Raw genomic sequence first — 16420 nt, forward strand, 5'->3', positions numbered from 1 at the left:
GGACAAGAAATTCAGCGGCCTGCTCACTTCTCAACCTGAACCAACTAGACAGTGCCGTGTTATAGAATCTACCACAATTCCTTCCACTCCTCTATGAAGCAATCGGCGGCGCATCCGGCAAGATTCGTGCAACCGGGAATATTAACGTCATCGAGTACCGCTGAAACACCGTCAGCGGAGGAAACGCCGAAGCACACAATCAGCCAACAGGCCACGGCGACTGGCGGGGCGGGGCTTCCAATCGTACACAATCCACAGTTCTTTACCTGGTTTAGACAGTAAAGTACGTCAAGGGCAATGTCATCGCCACAGCCGCCACATCCACCCACAGATGCAACCTGTACTCCACCAGACCCGTCAGCACTGCGTCCAGTCCCATAACGTTCTCTTTCTATAATCTCGGCGGTGGGGGCGGACCCCGAGGCTTTGGACAGTGTGCCACGTGCTTTCTCCACATTACTGTCCGAAATTTGAGCACGGATAACAGTCATCACGCGCTCGTCGCTGTTTATGTGTGACGTCGATCTCGTCTGTTTCCGGAGTCACACTCACATGAACGTCGTCGGTACGGAGGTCCGATGCACCGATAGAAACGAGATAGCGGTGCATTTCTTCGTCCGTCGTGGTTCGTTGGAACAGGGGCTCGGGATCGTCAACCGTCGCCTGCAACCGAGCGTGGGTTCCCTTGGGCCAATCGGCGTCGAGCGCAGGAACCCGCTCTTCGAAGTAGAACGCCGCCGTTCGTCCGTTCTCCGAGTCAGTGACGACCAGCGATCCGTAGTTCGCCGGAATCAAAACGATTACCGACCCGTTCTCCAGCACTATGGTGTCGTCCGACTGTAGCTCCAGTCCTGGAATTTCCTTCATGATCGACTCAACTTCCGTTCTCGCCAGCAACGAGTCGATATCGACTGTCGCGTTATTCGCTGATGCGGTGCTTACGCCAACGAGTCCGGTAGCCGATGCTGTACCGAACGCCGCGGTGCTTTTTAGTATTCTTCTTCTATTTATTCTATTATCCTTAGACATCAATTTTTATTTTACTCTTAACTATAATAAATTTTTTCATGTATCAGATAGAGGGACCGGCGGGAGCAGTCGATCCGTGTTGAAAACCGTTTAAAACCACTTTTAGACGTGGCTTCGAACCTGTTGTTGAAACGTGGAGAACAAGAAAAGTCAGATATCTACCAGCGGCAGCGAGAAACTGAGTAGTTTGTGTGATATTTAGTCTATATAAAATCCATATTTCTCGATGAAGGGCAACCAGTCAGGATTTTTAATGGACATGTGATGGAAGCAGAACTCGACCATGTGATCGAAAAGATGTAGAAGGTGAACGGGATCGTTCGGACATCTTTGTCGCAATTCTTACTTACAGTTCACGGTCCTGAAATATGAGTATAGACAGCTAGAAGTGGTGAAGATGGACCTTCCTCCCTTTGATCCGCTCTGCGGTCTAACGGCTCGCGGTCCCCATCACTCGACGAAGTCAATGTCCTCGCCGTCCGCGGGCTCGGGCTGGACCGGCTCCTCGCCGTCCGGTCGGCCGTAGATCTGGGGCGACTGGACGCCCGTGACGACGATCATGGTGCGCATGCTGCCCTCGAGGCTCTCGTCGATCGAGGTCCCCCAGATGATGCGTGCGTCGGGGTCGATACGGTCGTAGATCTCCTCGACGACGCCTTCTGCCTCCTCGATGGCCATGTCGTTGCCGCCGGTGACGTTGACCAGCGCGGAACTCGCGCCGGAGATGTCGACGTCGAGCAGTGGCGAGCGCAAGGCGGTCTTGACCGAGTCCTCGGCCTTGGCCTCGGAGTCGGCCTCGCCGAGGCCGATCATGGCGACGCCGCCCCGTTCCATGACGGTGCGAACGTCGGCGAAGTCCAAGTTGACGAGGCCGGGTTTCGTGATCAGTTCCGTGATCCCCTTCACCGAGCGCATCAGCACCTCGTCGGAAACTTTGAACGCCTGTCGGACGGGCAGTTTGCCGACCGAGTCGAGCAGGCGGTCGTTGGGGACGACGATCACGGTGTCGGAGACGTCCCGCAGGCGCTCGAGGCCGGCCTCGGCGTTGGTCCGGCGAACCTCGCCCTCCGCGGTAAAGGGCGTCGTGACGATCGAGATCGTCAGCGCGCCGGCCTCGCGGGCGGCCTTGGCGACGACGGGTGCGGAACCGGTCCCGGTACCGCCGCCCAGTCCAGCCGTAACGAAGACCATGTCCGAGCCGTCGATGGCCTCGTAGATGTCCTCCTGACTCTCGAGGGCGGCCTCCTCGCCGACCTGGGGCAGGGAACCGGCCCCGCGGCCGCCGGTCTTGTCCTCGCCCATGAGGATCTTGGTGTCGGCCTCGATTTCGACCAGGTGTTGGACGTCGGTGTTGGCCGCGACGAGTTTCGCGCCGTGGATCCCCTCCTCGTGCATGCGGTTGATGGTGTTCCCGCCGGCACCGCCACAGCCGACGACGGTGATGTCGGTCTGGAGATCCTGGAGAACGTCCTCGAGTTCGTCGTCGGTCATCGTCCCGGTCTGTCGACCGTCCGACTCAGTGTTGTCGGCCGACTGTCCGCCCTGTGGCGTCTCGTCGGGGACCGCGGCCTCCCCGTCTTCGGCCTCGTCGATTGCGTCGTCGATGAGAGAGTCCATTCTTGGCCCTGTCTAAAAGATGGAGCATAATTACCTTTCCCCTACACGTCAGCCGCCTGTCTGACGCGGTAATCGATTCATACGTGTCGAACGCAGGACACCACGAAAGCCGCGACAGGAGGGGTATAGGTATCTATTACTGTCGAGTTCCCGTTCAGTCAGATCGGAAACCGTCGCGTACGCTCTGTCAGAACCCTCTCGGGACTGACCGTTTCGCCGTCGACGGTCACCGGCTCGCCGTCGGCGAGCGCGCCGAACTTCGGCCCTTCGGGAACGCCAGCCTCGCGTGCTAACTTCGGATCGAAGGCCGTCTCCTCGGCGACGACGGCCCCGGCCTCGAGCCGGACGGCGTCGAACTTCGTCTCGAGGACCGCGGCCAGGTCGTCGACGATCGCCCGCCGCGGACCAAGCGTGTCGGCGTCGCGTTCGTCCCCGACAGCGCCGTCACAGTCGTCCGCGGCATCGCCCGCGCTCGCGGGAATCGCCGCCCGCGAGCCGACGCGCGTTCCGCCGTTGTCCGTGGTGAAGGCGACGGTGTGGTTCTCGACGATCGTCCGGACCCGGTCGGGGTCGATCCCCTGTGCGGTTTCGACGAGATCGGCCGGGAGGTCGACGACGCGAATCTCGTCCGCGCGACAGTCGCCGAAGCGAACGCCGTCGGCGATCGGGCCGAGGTCGGCTTCGATCCGATCGACCAGTTCGATCGGCCGGTCGTCGACCTCCCGCAGCCACGTCTCGCCGACGAGCCGGCAGTCGAGGTCGGCGAGGGTCTCCTCGAGGACCGGCCACTCGCCGTCCAGCAGCGCGATCTCGGCGTCGCTGGCGTCGAACGCGCGCTCGAGGACGTCGCGGTGGGCCGTCGGATGACCCATCGCCTCGAGGGCCCAGTCGGGGGCGACGTGGCCGACCGCCCAGTCGGTCTCGCGGACGATCCGTTCGAACCGCGGGGCGTAGTGGTTGCCGCCGAAGCCGACGACCTGTCTGGAGCGATGCGGGTCGACGTCCCGAAGCGCGAGGATGGCGCGGGCGACGGCCTCGGCACCGGCGGGGTCGTCCCACTGCTCGTCGTCGCTGCCGAGTTCGGCAAAGAGCGACGGACAGCCAACGTCGGTGGGGCCGTGGTGGGTCCCTTCCATGCCGACCTCGTACTCCTCGGGCGCGTACTCGTCGAAGGCCTCGAGCAGGCGGGCTAGCGCGTTCGGGGCGGCGTCGGCCAGCGCGTCGGGCTCGCCGCCGAACTCGGCGGGGCCGAAGTTGCCCGTGAAGTGGCCGGTCAGTAGCGGACCCGTGTCGCCGGAGTGTCTCGAGGCGAACACGAGCAGGTCGGGGTCGCAGTCGAAGGCCTCGGCGGGGGCCTCGAGTTCGATGTGGAGGTCGTCAAACGAGCGCAGGACCGCGTCCGCGAGGCGATAGTAGGTGCCGCCGCCCGCTGCGTCGGGCCGGGAGTCGTCCTCGCGGACCTGCCAGTCGGCGCGCTCGCGGAGGCGGTCACAGATATGTTCGGAGGCGCGGTCGGCGCGGCTCTCGACGATCGCGAGCGTCGTCATACCTGCCCGTCGGTCGGTGAACCCGTTAACATCGCCGGTTCGGACCCGCCGGCGGCATGGCGTGCCGCTCGAGTTCTAAAAGCTCGCAGCAAACGCGGCCCGTAGCTTTTCACCCATGGGGGTAGATGGCACGAAACACCGTGGTTGGGGAGCAATGATCGACGAGTCGCCCGACGAATCGGAGTCGGGGAACGGAAGCGATCGCGACGGGACACGGGAGGGTCGGCGTATCGCCGACCGACTCGGGATCAACGACCTGAGCGCGGTCGTCAGCGACGCTGCCATCGCGGTCCTCGACGGCAAGGGGAAGTTCACGGCGTGGAACGACGGCGCACAGGCCCTTTTCGGATACGACGCGGACGCGGCCGTCGGCTCGCGGTACCGCCGCCTCTTTCCGGCGGCCGAACGCGAGGCGGGCGACCCGGAGCGACTGCTCGAGGCCGCGCGCTCGAGCGGAACGGTCGAGTCCGAAGGGTGGCGCGTCACGAGCGATGGGGGCCGGGTGTGGGTCCACGAAGTGCTGGCGACGGTCGAGGGCGACGACGTCGGCGTCGCCGTGGGAGCGGACGCCGAGCCGGCCGGCTACGTCTGGGTCGTCCACGACCGCACCGACGACCACGAGCGCGAACGGCGGCCTCGAGAGGAGAAGCACGTCGTTGAACGGGTTGTCGAGGCCCAGCCGGACATCGTCTACGCGTTCGACACCGACGGGGAGTTCATCGAGTGGAGCGATCGAGTGCCGGAGGTGACCGGCTACACCGAGTCGGAACTGGTCGAGATGGCCCCCCTCGAGTTCGTCGCGCCGGCGGATCGGGACCGGATCGCGGCGTCGATCGATCGCGTCCTCGAACACGAGACGTCCGTCACCGTCGAAGCCGCTCTCCTCACCGCGGACGGCGAGCGGATCCCCTACGAGTTCAACAGCGCCCGTGTCACCGACGACGAGGGTACCGTCTTAGGCTTTACCGGCATCGGTCGCGACATCAGCGACCGCAAGGCCCGCGAGCGCGAACTCCGCGAGGAGAAGGCCTTCACCGAGAGCGTCCTCGAGGCCCAGCCGGACATCCTCTATGCCTTCGACACCGAGGGGAACCTGATCGAGTGGAACGACCAGTTCCAGCACGTGACCGGCTACGAATCGGACGACCTCGTCGGCATGCATCCGCTCCGATTCATCGCGCCGAAAGACCGGGACCACATCGGGGCGGCGATCGATCGCATCCTCGAGGCCGGCGAGCGCGTGACCGCCGAGGGGCGGCTCCTCACCGCGGACGGCGAGCGGATCCCCTACGAGTTCAACAGCGCCCGCATCACCGACGACGACGGCACCGTGTTGGGCTTTACCGGCGTCGGCCGCGACATCAGCGACCGCAAGGCCCGCGAGCGCGAACTCGAGCGCCTCGAGCGGCTCAATGCGATCGTCCGGACGATCGACGAGACGATGGTCGCCGCCGAGACACGCGACGAGATCGAGCGGGCGATCGTCGAGGCGTTCGCGGCCGCCGACGCCTACCGGTTCGCCGTCATCGGTCGGGCGGACCCCGGTGGGACGGACGGCTACGCCTGGACGCCCGAAACGGGGGCGGGGATCGACCCGACGGCCGACGCGGACCTCCTCTCGTCGTTCGTCGATCCCCCGGCCGAGGCCGACGGCTCGCCGGCGCTCGAGAGTCGGAGCGTCCAGCGCTACCGGGCCCTCCCCGAGAGCGATATCGCGGCGTGGCGAACCCACGCGGCGGCCCGCGAGTACGCGTCGGTCGCGGTCGTCCCCATCGTCGCGAGCGATCGCCCCCTCGGCGCGCTCGTGATCGCCGCCCGCGAACCGTCGGCGTTCGCCGACCGCGAGCGGGAGGTGTTACAGGAGTTCGGCGGCACCATCGGGCACGCGATCAACGCGATGGCTGTCCGCCGACTCCTCTATCTCGACACCGTCGTCGAACTCGAACTCGAGTCGACCGACCGCGGGGACGTCTGTATCGATCTCTCGTGGGTGGCGGGCTGCGATCTCTCGATCGACCACGTGTTGCCGCTGACCGACGAGGTGTTCGTCTACTATCTCACCGTGTCAGGCATCGAACCCGACACGCTCCGATCGGCGGCGACCGAGGCGGCCGCGATCACGGAACTGCGTCTCATCGACGCCGACGACGACGAGAGCTACTGGGAGATCGTCGTCCGAGGCTCGACGATCACCGAGCTACTCGGGGAGTACGGGGCCCGCCTCGAGTCGAAGGTCGTCCGGGACGGCACGGCCGAGTTAACCGTCCAGACCAGCCCCGACTCGGATCTCCGGGAACTCGTCGGGGCGATCACCTCGGCCTACCCCGACACCCGGCTCGTCTCGAAGCGGACCGTCGATCGGCCGGTCCGGACCCGCGGGGACTTCCGGCGGACCGTCGAGTCGGCACTGACCGAGAAACAGCGCCTCGCCCTCGAGGCGGCCTATCACGGCGGCTACTTCGAGTGGCCGACGCGAAACAGCGACGCCTCGGAGGTCGCCGACCGGCTCGACATCGCCCGCCAGACCTTCCACCAGCACCTCCGGGTCGCACAGGCGAAACTGCTCTCGGCGTACTTCGGCGACGACGACTGAGCCGATGGCACCACCGAGCGATACCAGAGTATGCTGGTACAGTTCTTTCCACCGCTCGCTGTCTCTATCCGCCAATGAGTTTCCCCCCGTCCCTCGAGCTGACGACGACCGCGGCGGACGTCCTCGCGGACCCGCACCGGCGGGCCCTCCTCGCCGTGTTGCGCGACCGCGAGGGGCAAACCCCGACGGCCGCCACAGCGACGGGACCCGCCATGCCGATCGCCGACCTCGCGACCGAAGTCGCGGCCGTGGAACGGGGCACCCCGATCGTTCCCGACGCCCACTGCGAGCGCCTCCAGATCGAACTGATTCACCGGCACGTCCCGCGGCTGGTCGACCGCGGTGTTCTGTCCCGGGACGCCGACGGCGACGACCCGGCGGTCTCGCTCACCACCCACCCGATCCTCGATCTCGAGTGGGTCGAGAGCCTCCTTAAGGATCCGACCGGGGACGACGTCCCCGTCGCAGGGGAGACGCTGACCCGGACCCTCGAGGCGCTCCGGGAGCCGCGGCGTCTGATCGTCTGTACCGAACTCGCGAGTCGGGGCGGACCGATCGCCGTCGACGACCTCGCCGCCGGCGTCCTCGTCCGGGAGGGCGAGGCGGACCGCCCGGCCGACGTGGCCGACTCGCGGCGGACGGCCGCGGCGACGGACCTGGCCCACAAACAGCTCCCCGCGCTCGCGGCCGCTGGGCTCGTGGCCCACGACGACGAGTCGGGGCGGGCCGCGCTCGAAACCGACGCGCCACACTGGGCCGTCGACTGGCTCGCCGACGGCCCGCTCGCCGAGGCCGCCGCGCTCGTGCGGTCCGATTCGACGCGACGAGCGCGACCCGAGAGCGAGCCGTCGGTCCCGGCGCGGACGATCGCCCGGGAGCCGGACGGGAGCGAGCGGACGGGGACGGACGTCGAGAGCTGCTGGACGCTCGAGGGCGAGGCGAACGTCGCCGAACGGGGCGACGAGATCGCCGCCGGGGCCGACGAGGAACTGTTCGTGATGGCGCCCAGCGCCGTGTTACTCGGGTCGACGTGTCTCGAGAACCTGCGGGATGCCGCCGACCGTGGAGTCGACGTCTACGTGGCGTCGCGGTCGCCCCGCGTTCGCGACACGGTCCGGTCGGCGGTACCGACCGCGACGGTCTGTGAACCGCGGTTCGACTGGTTCAGTTTCCCGGTGGACGCGCCACAGTGCGGATACGTCCTCCTCGCGGACCGCGAAGCGGCCATGCTCGTGACGGCCGAGCGCGACGTGGGCGACGAGTCAGTACGAGCGGGCGCTATCACCGGCGAGGGCCGCGAGAATGCGCTCGTGTCGGTCGTCCGCACTCAGCTCGGACCACGGCTGGACCGGCTGCCGACCGCCGGCGACGAAACCGACGGGACGCCCCTGCCAATGTGACGGCTCAGACGGTTTGCTGTAACTGACGGACAGTAGACCGTATCAAAGGACCAGCAAGGCCATGAAGCCGGCGTAGCCGACGACGAGGGCCGCGCCGTCGAGTCGCGTGAGCCGCCGGCCGTAGCTCATCATGCCGACTAACACGAGCGTAAAGGCAACCATGACCGGGAGTTCGAACCGAAGCGTCGCTGGCTGGATCTCGATCGGCGTGATCAGTGCCACGACCCCGAGTACCGCGAGGACGTTGTAGATGTTCGAGCCGACGACGTTCCCGACCGCGAACTCCGTCTCGCCGCGGACGGCACCCACGACCGAGGCCGCCAGTTCGGGCAACGACGTCCCCAGCGCCAGCACCGTCAGCCCGATGATGAGGTCCGGGACGCCGAGCGCCGACAACAGCCCCGTCCCGCCGGCGACGAGCCACCGCGAGCCGACCACCAGCGCGATCAGGCCGGCGACGACGAGCCCGATATCGCGGATCGAGACGCCCGCGCCGGCGTCCGGATCGTCGGCCACCGACGGCGGATCCGCGTTCACGTAGTAGAGGAGAAAGGCCGTGAATCCGGCCAACACCAGCAGGAAGATCGCGCCCTCGAGGCGACCGATCCGCCCGTTTGCCCCCAGCCCGACCAGAAGCAGGGCAGCAAGCACCATCGTGGGGACGTGCCGGCGGAGGACCCGATCGCCGATCGGAAGCGGCTTTATCAACGCGGACACCCCCAGCACGAGCCCGATGTTCGCGATGTTCGAGCCGACGACCGTTCCCAGTCCCACGTCGCTCGAGACGTTCAGCGCGCCGATAGTCGAGACGAACAGTTCGGGCGCGGTCGTCGCGAAAGCGATGACGGTCACGCCGACGGTCGTCGCCCGCAGTCCGATCCCGAGCGCCAGCCGCCCCGCCCCCGAGACCAGTAGCTCGGCACCGCCATACAGCGCGACGATACCGGCCGCCAACAGGAGGAGATACAACGGCGTTCCCGAAAGCATGGCGGCGGCTACTCACGAGGGGCCTAAAAGCGACGCGAAACAGCTCGTCGCCGCGTCGGCACTCGTTGCGCACGCTCGGCCTGTCTCGCTGCGGTGGCGCGCACTGTCGGCTGTCCTCACTACCGTTCGGCCAGCCGACGAAACTGCGCGAGGGGTGAGCGAAGGAACGGAGTGACTGAGCGAATCGGCTGGGGAGGGCGTGGCCGCTCCCTGCAGCCACGATAGCAGGACGCTTGTCCGTAGTCGCTGTCGGCAATCCGGACCACCCATCGAAGGCCGCTACTGTGATCAAAGCGAGCCACGAGTCCCTGCCGGAGCCGGTCCCATTATAGGCCCGCCGCGCCGACTACCGGGAAACGATGGCAATGGACGTGTACGGGCTCCTCGGCAACCCGGTGGGACACTCCCTGTCCCCGCCGATGCACGAGGCGGCCTACGACGAACTCGGCCTCGAGGCCCGCTACGTGACCTTCGAACCGGATCAGGACGACCTCGCGGCCGCGATCGAGGGGGCCGACGCCCTCGGGATCGCGGGGCTGAACGTGACGATCCCGTTCAAACAGGAGGCGCTCGAGATCGTCGCGCCGGAGGACTTAGCGACCCGGATCGGCGCGGTCAACACGATCGACTTCTCCGGCTCCGGGCCGCCGACGGGCTACAACACCGACGCCGTCGGCGCGTTACGCGCGCTGCGGGACCACGACGTGGACCTCGAGGACGCGCGGGCGGTCGTCGTCGGGGCCGGCGGGGCCGGGCGGGCGGTCGCGTTCGGGCTGGCCGACGCCGGCGCGACGGTCGCGATCGCCAACCGTACCGAGCCCAAGGCCCGCCAGCTGGCCGAGGCGGTCCCCCGGGCGAGCGGCCACGGGCTGGCGGACGTCGAGCGGCTGCTGGCCGAGGCCGACGTGCTGGTCAACGCCACCAGCGTCGGGATGGAGGAGGACGCGACGCCGGTGCCGGCCGACGCGCTCCACGGCGATCTGGCCGTCCTCGACGCGGTGTATCAGCCCCTCGAGACGCGACTGCTGCGCGACGCGGCCGAAGCGGGCGCGACGACGGTCGACGGCGCGTGGATGCTGCTGTATCAGGGCGTCGAGGCGTTCGAGATCTGGACCGGCCGGGACGCACCGGTCGAAGCGATGAACGAGGCACTGCGCTCGCGGCTGTAACCCAGCGCCAGCACCGCGGGACCGACAGTATCAGGCGAATTTAAGTGTTGGAACCGACTACGATCAGATAATGGCAATCCTCCAAAAGCTGAAGTCCCTGTTGGGGTTCGACGAGTCGGACTCGGAGCGCGGGGGCGCTCGAGAGGTCGGGGTAACGGTCGAGCGGGAACGATCGAACGACGACGCCGGGAGCGACGCCGACGCGGGCGCGGCGGACGAAGGGGCCGCCGAGCCGCCCCAGTCGGCCGCGACCGGCTCGACGGCGGCGGCGTCGACGGAGTCGCTGACGGACGAGCCCGATCGCCCGGAGGAGGCCGCCGAAGCGGCGGAGGCGACCGGGCCGGAGACCGAGGACGCGGCACCGACGACGGAGACGACGGCCGAGCCCGAGTCGCCCGTCGAGGAGGCCGAACCCGAATCCGCAGAGCCCGAACTCGAAACCGCGGACGGGGCCGACGACGCCGCAGACGAGGAGGCCGCGGCGACCGACTCCGACGCTGCGGAGGAAAGCGCCGCCGAATCCGCCCTCGAGGAGTCGGTCGGCGAAGCGGAGACCGACGGCGAAGTTGACGACGCCGAACCCGACGCAGACGAGCCCGAACCGGAGAATCAGGAACCGGTCGACTCCATCAAGGGGATCGGCCCGGCCTACGCCGACCGGCTGGCCGGCGCGGGCGTCGAGACCGTCGGCGAACTCGCCGTCGCCGACGCCGCCGACCTGGCCGAGCAGACCGACATCTCCGAGAAGCGCATTCAGGGCTGGATCGACCGCGCCGAAGTCAGGTAACGACCCCGCGGTTCTCTCACTCTCTCGCCGTCTCTCCCCGTTCTCCGATCCGACCCAGTTTTGCCGGTCGACCCCGCCGACCGGCGGCCCGTGATCGCCGGCGTCCCCGCCCGCGTTCGGCGGTCGGCCGACTGCCGAATCGCAAGAGGATTATCGATCCGTTCCGTTCCGAGCCACATGAGCGACCCGCGCGTCGTCACGACGCTCGACTCGTTTCGCGCCGCCGCTCGCGATCCCGAGCCCGGCGCGTCGACGCCCCGTGACGCCCCGGCGACGCGCACCGGCCGCCGCGTTCCCGTCGAGGTGCGACTCGCCGTCGACGACCCCTTCGACGCCTACCGTCGCGCCCGCGACGGCGAGGGCGGCGCCTTCCTCGAGACGACCGGCGGCCAGCCCGGCTGGGGCTACTTCGGCGTCGACCCGGTCGACCGGCTCACCGTCGGCCCCGACGCGGTGGCGCGATCCGACGGCGGCTCCCCGACGCTGGCCGCGCTCGAGGGCCTGCTCGCGACGGACCGGCTGGCCCGCGGCGACTGCGACGTGCCCTATCCCTGCGGGGCCGTCGGCTGGCTCTCCTACGACGTCGCCCGCGAACTCGAGACCCTCCCCGAGTCGGCCGTCGACGACCGGGGGCTGCCGCGGCTCGAGGCCGCGGTCTACGACCGGCTGGCGGCGTGGGAGGCACCGGTCGACGGCGAGACGACGCTGCGGATCACGGCCTGCCCGCGAGTCGGGACCGGCGACGCGGACGAAGCGCCGGCCGACGACGCCATCGAGCCCGCCTACGAACGCGGCCGCGAGCGGGCGCTCGACCTCGCCGAGCGGATTCTCGAGGGCGATCCGACGGTCGGCGACCCGCCGGTCTCGAGCCCCGAAGCGACCTTCGAGAGCGACTGCGGCCGTGAGGCCTTCGCCGACCGCGTGCGCCGGGTCAAGGCGTCCGTCCGCGACGGCGACACCTTCCAGGCGAATATCTCCCAGCGGCTGGTCGCGCCCGCCGCGGTCCACCCCGTCGCCGCCTACGACGCCCTGCGGCGGGTCAATCCCGCGCCGTACTCCTGTCTGCTCGAGTTTCGGGCGGCCGATCTGGTCAGTGCGAGTCCCGAACTGCTGCTAGAGCGCGACGGCGAGTTCGTCCGGACGGAGCCGATCGCGGGCACCCGGCCCCGCGGCGAGACGCCGGCCGAGGACGACGCGCTCGAGGCCGACCTGCTGGACGACGAGAAAGAGCGGGCCGAACACGCGATGTTGGTCGATTTAGAGCGCAACGACCTCGGGAAGGTCTGTACGTACGGCTCGGTCGACGTCGCGGAGTATCGCCGGATCGACCGCTACTCGGAGGTGATGCATCTCGTCTCGAACGTCACGGGCAGACTCCGGCCCGACGCCACGCTCTCGGACGCCATCGGGGCGGTCTTCCCCGGCGGGACGATCACCGGCGCGCCCAAACCCCGGACCATGGCGATCATCGACGAGCTCGAGGCAACCCGGCGGGGTCCCTACACCGGCAGCGTGGGGATCTTCGGCTTCGACGGCAAAGCGACGCTGAACATCGTCATCCGGACGCTGGTCAGGCAGGCCGAGGAGTACCACCTCCGGGTGGGCGCGGGGATCGTCCACGACTCCGACCCACAGCGCGAGTACGACGAGACGCTGGACAAAGCACGGGCGCTCATCGCGGCCGTCGACGAGGCGCTGGGCGAGCGGGCCGCGCTGGGGCTCGAGGCCGGCGACGACGCAACGGAGCCGAACGGAGGTGACGCGAGTGACTGAGACGCGCGTTCTGGTGATCGACAACTACGACTCGTTCGCCTACAACCTCGTCCAGTACGTGGGCGAAATCGCCGACGACGTCGTGGTCCGCCGGAACGACGAGATCGACCTCGCGGACGTTCGGGCCCTCGAGCCGACGGGGATCGTCGTCTCGCCGGGGCCGGGAACGCCGCAGGAGGCGGGAATCTCGATGCCGCTGTTTTCCGAGACCGAGTACCCGATTCTGGGGGTCTGTCTGGGCCATCAGGCGCTGTGTGCGGCCAACGGTGCGCCGGTGGGCCACGCCCCCGAGGTCGTCCACGGGAAGCCGTCGACGATCACCCACGACGGGACGGGACTCTTCGACGGGCTGCCCGAGACGTTTCGGGTCGGCCGGTATCACTCGCTGTCGGTGGAGCGCGCTGGCCTGCCGGACACGCTCGAGGAGACCGCCCGAACGACCGACGAGCGCGGCGTTTTGATGGCGGTCCGCCACCGCGAGAAGCCCCAGTTCGGGGTGCAGTTCCACCCCGAAAGCATCCTCACGCGGGCGGATCCGGGCGCGGCCGGCGAGGACGGGAGCGGCGAAGAGATCTCGCTCGAGGTGGGCAAACAGCTGATCGCGAACTTCTGTCGGCTCGCCGCCCGCGCCGACGCGTGATCGAGCCGCTCGAGCGGTCTCAGCGATCCCGTTCGATCACCGTGACCGCGTCGGGGTCGGGACCCAACACGATACGATAGCCCGCGTACTCGAAGCGGACGGTAGCGGTCGGGTTCGACTCGAGGACGGCGGCAAGCGCCTCGGTGTCGACCGCCTCGGAGAGGGGCGGCAGACCCGTCACCGCACGATCCTCACGGGCCGCAATATACGTGAGTGCCGTGGCGATTGCTGGGTGCATGGTGATCGGTGGGGCGCTCGAGGAGCGTGAGTTCGAACGTCGTCTCGCAGTCCGGACACGTGGTCGGACCGTCGGTCGGTACGATACAGCAGTCTGTCCCACAATCGCAGTGGATGGTGATGCTTGAGACCATAGGTCGTTCTGTGTGTCCCCGAGACGGCGGTTCACAACCCAGCGAGGGAGTCGGCGACGGGCGCGACCGGTCGACGGACGTCGGCAGGTCTTTATTTCGCCAACGTCAATGGTGGATTGCTCCCGCGACGCGGGGGCGATAGTTGAGCCGGAGTGCTAGCTTGGTGGCAGGACTCCGGCTCAGCGCACTTTCGTGCGCGTTTGTACGTTACGGAATCTATCCTAAAGAACGTTAGGATATTGACTGGTTGGGTGGTGGGTGTTGGCTCGAGAGACAGACTGTGGGCACGGTTCGTCGGTACTTCTGCAAAAACGGGGTGCCCCTAAGGGGGCAAAGCAATTGCGCGCCGCGCTGTCGAAAAATTGAGCGGGGCTACTTTACTGGTAGGATGTAGCGGGAGCTCGTTAACCGTGATTGTCGAATATGCCTACAAGGGTATATCAGTGAAGCCGCGGCGAACCATGGTCAGATGTGACACCCACAAGATGACCTACTGATCGTTTACGCACTATCACTCCTTGCTAAGGAGCATAAAGGGACCAAGAGAGAAGACCAAGCATTGAATCTCGCGGCCGAGGTCGCAGATCAACACGGACTAGCAGTAAGTGATGCAATTCGTCAGTTCGAGTAGAGAGTACGGCTAAGGCCGCTTCATCAAAATACACCGCACTGCTCCGTGGTAGTGCAATAGAAACATCACTCTACCTCAACATGAAAAGGAAATAGTATACTCGTGTAATATTAATATAACCCATTCGCATAGTGTTAAAATGGGGGCTCAGCCCGAACTTATATTCTCACATGTCGGTAGGGCAAATAAAAACTTATATGGGTATGATGTTGATAGGACTATCCAAGAACACAGTATGAGTGACGAATCTACTCAAGTTGTTTTTACCTCCATTTGCTCTAACGTTGAGATGGAGGATGACACAGAAGCCGTTGAACTCTTCAAGGAAATCAAAGAAATGTCCTTCCCGGACAGTCTTCAGAACTACTCTGTTGAAATTCAAGAAGATAATGTCGAAGAATCTGAAATTATGATCTCTGAGGATAAGCTATCAGAACCAGACACATATGAATACTCTAGCTTACTCATAAATATGTTTGAAAGTGAAGAAGATGAACCACCCAGAATCCATTTTCACCCATATATCGGTCCTGAAAACTTTGATGACGTATTTGAGTTCTTGTCCGATGTATTAGGTGAGAAGCAAATAAATATTCGATCGATTGAATCAGACCTTCATATCGAAAATAGCCCAAATGATCTGAATATCATACATGACTCCGCAGACCAAGTAGATCTCGTCGGATATCGATTCGATCATGATGAAGACAACTATATTGTACAAGAATCAAGCGGTGGGAGTCTCATAAGAGCATCGTCCTATCCAGATACTGTGATAAAATCTGAAGAAATAGAGGAATATATATCAACCAACATTACTAAGCATATCGACTTCGTAGAAGAGGTTAGACCATGACTCCCGCAGCCTCTAGTAGATGCAGGACTCGGTCAGGTGATCTCTGGCCAATTGAAGATGATATGAGGCGGGTATCTGGAGAAAACCAGGAGAAGAAAATTGATACAGACTCTACTAGAGAGAAGCAGTCTAAATCAAGGCCTGAATTCAAAGACTGGGAAGACCTTGACGATGCCAAGGATCACCTTGATAACAGAGAAGCAAATGAGATAATTGAATACATTGAGGAGATCACCTCAAAACTAGCATCTGGAGAAATCCAAAGAGTCGATTCAGCTGAAATACCGGAAGATACATACACTCAACGGCATCGACAAGTAATCAAGAAAGGTGCTGAGAGGGATGGATCATGATGGCCCGGTGTTATTTGATGTCGCGACAATAGCATTGGCTCATGCTGGAACACCAGTTAGTGAACCTGCATTAGACCATGTTCGTAAAGCAATCTCCGGAGACGTTACGGCGATAGTTCCTTGTTCGGCAGTTATTGGGGCATATCATGTTTTGCGTGGTGTGTACAAAATTGATCGACAACACGCAAGTCAACTAATGAGAAATTTTTCATCTGCAAAAAGTATAGTCTGGTTTGGTGAAATGTCTAAAGACATTTTGAGGGAGAGCCTTAGTATTTTGCAGGACATTAGTATTGATGGATGGGACAGTTATTATGCAAGGGTTGCACAAATTACAGAAGCAAATAAGATCATCACTTTGGACGATGACTTTGATAAAGTTCCTGGATTAGAAAGTGATGTTATTTTATCTAAAAGACAATTTAGAATACTTGACGACTATCTTGATGATTTATAGATGGCAAATATTTATTATCTCTATACCTCGCTTCCATTCCTACTCTCTCCCCTCTAGTTATACATCGAAGAATACCGCTCTACGAATATACACACGAGATGCGAAACGCGTGTGCATCTCAACTTACGATCGGTTCGACGAACCAGCCGATTGCGGCGATCGGACGATGAAACTCCTCAGTCATGGGCCAATAGGCTACTCGAGAGAGCC

General features: G+C 64.3%; 14 protein-coding genes. 9 read left to right on the forward strand and 5 right to left on the reverse strand.

All coding sequences use genetic code 11. The features are described from left to right. Positions 1-456: 456 nt before the first annotated feature. The 3 genes from NP511_RS07105 to NP511_RS07115 all read right to left on the reverse strand — a co-directional run bounded on the left by NP511_RS07105 (position 457) and on the right by NP511_RS07115 (position 4193). Complete coding sequence (locus tag NP511_RS07105) at positions 457-1029, reverse strand: hypothetical protein (RefSeq protein ID WP_136396862.1); 573 nt, start codon at positions 1027-1029, stop codon at positions 457-459. 450 nt (positions 1030-1479) lie between these two features. After that, entirely contained in the window at positions 1480-2646 is a 1167-nt protein-coding gene (gene ftsZ / locus NP511_RS07110) for a cell division protein FtsZ (RefSeq protein ID WP_049964983.1), read from the reverse strand. A gap of 158 nt (positions 2647-2804) precedes the next feature. Then, the gene (locus NP511_RS07115; RefSeq protein WP_049964984.1) at positions 2805-4193 is read right to left on the reverse strand and encodes a D-aminoacyl-tRNA deacylase; all 1389 of its coding nucleotides are present in this window, start codon (positions 4191-4193) and stop codon (positions 2805-2807) included. A 154-nt stretch (positions 4194-4347) separates the two neighbouring features. On the opposite strand from NP511_RS07115, the gene NP511_RS07120 reads away from it, so the two are divergent. Both NP511_RS07120 and NP511_RS07125 read left to right on the forward strand, forming a co-directional pair. Then, positions 4348-6786 (forward strand): PAS domain S-box protein, encoded by a 2439-nt coding sequence (locus tag NP511_RS07120; protein ID WP_049964985.1) that lies wholly within the window; start codon positions 4348-4350, stop codon positions 6784-6786. Positions 6787-6860: 74 nt separating this feature from the next. Further along, a complete protein-coding gene (locus NP511_RS07125; RefSeq protein ID WP_049964986.1) occupies positions 6861-8186 on the forward strand; it encodes a DUF7344 domain-containing protein in 1326 nt (441 codons plus the stop codon). A 42-nt stretch (positions 8187-8228) separates the two neighbouring features. Here the strand turns inward: NP511_RS07125 and NP511_RS07130 are convergent, their stop codons facing one another. After that, on the reverse strand, positions 8229-9173 hold the full coding sequence (locus NP511_RS07130; RefSeq protein ID WP_049964987.1) for a calcium/sodium antiporter: 945 nt from the start codon (positions 9171-9173) through the stop codon (positions 8229-8231). Positions 9174-9538: 365 nt separating this feature from the next. Here NP511_RS07130 and NP511_RS07135 point away from each other — a divergent pair, with 365 nt between their 5' ends. The 4 genes from NP511_RS07135 to NP511_RS07150 all read left to right on the forward strand — a co-directional run bounded on the left by NP511_RS07135 (position 9539) and on the right by NP511_RS07150 (position 13542). Further along, on the forward strand, positions 9539-10342 hold the full coding sequence (locus NP511_RS07135) for a shikimate dehydrogenase (RefSeq protein ID WP_049964988.1): 804 nt from the start codon (positions 9539-9541) through the stop codon (positions 10340-10342). A gap of 70 nt (positions 10343-10412) precedes the next feature. Continuing rightward, positions 10413-11129 (forward strand): helix-hairpin-helix domain-containing protein, encoded by a 717-nt coding sequence (locus tag NP511_RS07140; protein WP_049964989.1) that lies wholly within the window; start codon positions 10413-10415, stop codon positions 11127-11129. 177 nt (positions 11130-11306) lie between these two features. Then, positions 11307-12902: an aminodeoxychorismate synthase, component I gene (pabB, locus tag NP511_RS07145; protein WP_049964990.1), complete on the forward strand. Its 1596-nt coding sequence runs from the start codon at positions 11307-11309 to the stop codon at positions 12900-12902. Beyond that, positions 12895-13542, forward strand: coding sequence for an anthranilate synthase component II (locus NP511_RS07150; protein ID WP_049964991.1), 648 nt, complete (start codon positions 12895-12897; stop codon positions 13540-13542). Before pabB ends, NP511_RS07150 begins: the two co-directional genes overlap by 8 nt. A 19-nt stretch (positions 13543-13561) precedes the next feature. Here the strand turns inward: NP511_RS07150 and NP511_RS07155 are convergent, their stop codons facing one another. Further along, positions 13562-13780: a HalOD1 output domain-containing protein gene (locus NP511_RS07155; protein ID WP_049964992.1), complete on the reverse strand. Its 219-nt coding sequence runs from the start codon at positions 13778-13780 to the stop codon at positions 13562-13564. A gap of 1053 nt (positions 13781-14833) precedes the next feature. On the opposite strand from NP511_RS07155, the gene NP511_RS07160 reads away from it, so the two are divergent. The 3 genes from NP511_RS07160 to NP511_RS07170 are packed head-to-tail and all read left to right on the forward strand — an operon-like array spanning position 14834 to position 16210. Further along, the gene (locus NP511_RS07160) at positions 14834-15400 is read left to right on the forward strand and encodes a hypothetical protein (RefSeq protein ID WP_144240366.1); all 567 of its coding nucleotides are present in this window, start codon (positions 14834-14836) and stop codon (positions 15398-15400) included. After that, on the forward strand, positions 15397-15753 hold the full coding sequence (locus NP511_RS07165) for a hypothetical protein (protein WP_136396864.1): 357 nt from the start codon (positions 15397-15399) through the stop codon (positions 15751-15753). Before NP511_RS07160 ends, NP511_RS07165 begins: the two co-directional genes overlap by 4 nt. Beyond that, positions 15743-16210: a type II toxin-antitoxin system VapC family toxin gene (locus tag NP511_RS07170; protein ID WP_136396865.1), complete on the forward strand. Its 468-nt coding sequence runs from the start codon at positions 15743-15745 to the stop codon at positions 16208-16210. The genes NP511_RS07165 and NP511_RS07170 overlap by 11 nt, the downstream gene beginning before the upstream one ends. The last annotated feature ends 210 nt before the right edge of the window (positions 16211-16420 follow it).

Origin of the sequence: Natrinema thermotolerans (genome assembly GCF_031165565.1) — an archaeon.
GTDB classification, from domain to species: domain Archaea; phylum Halobacteriota; class Halobacteria; order Halobacteriales; family Natrialbaceae; genus Natrinema; species Natrinema thermotolerans.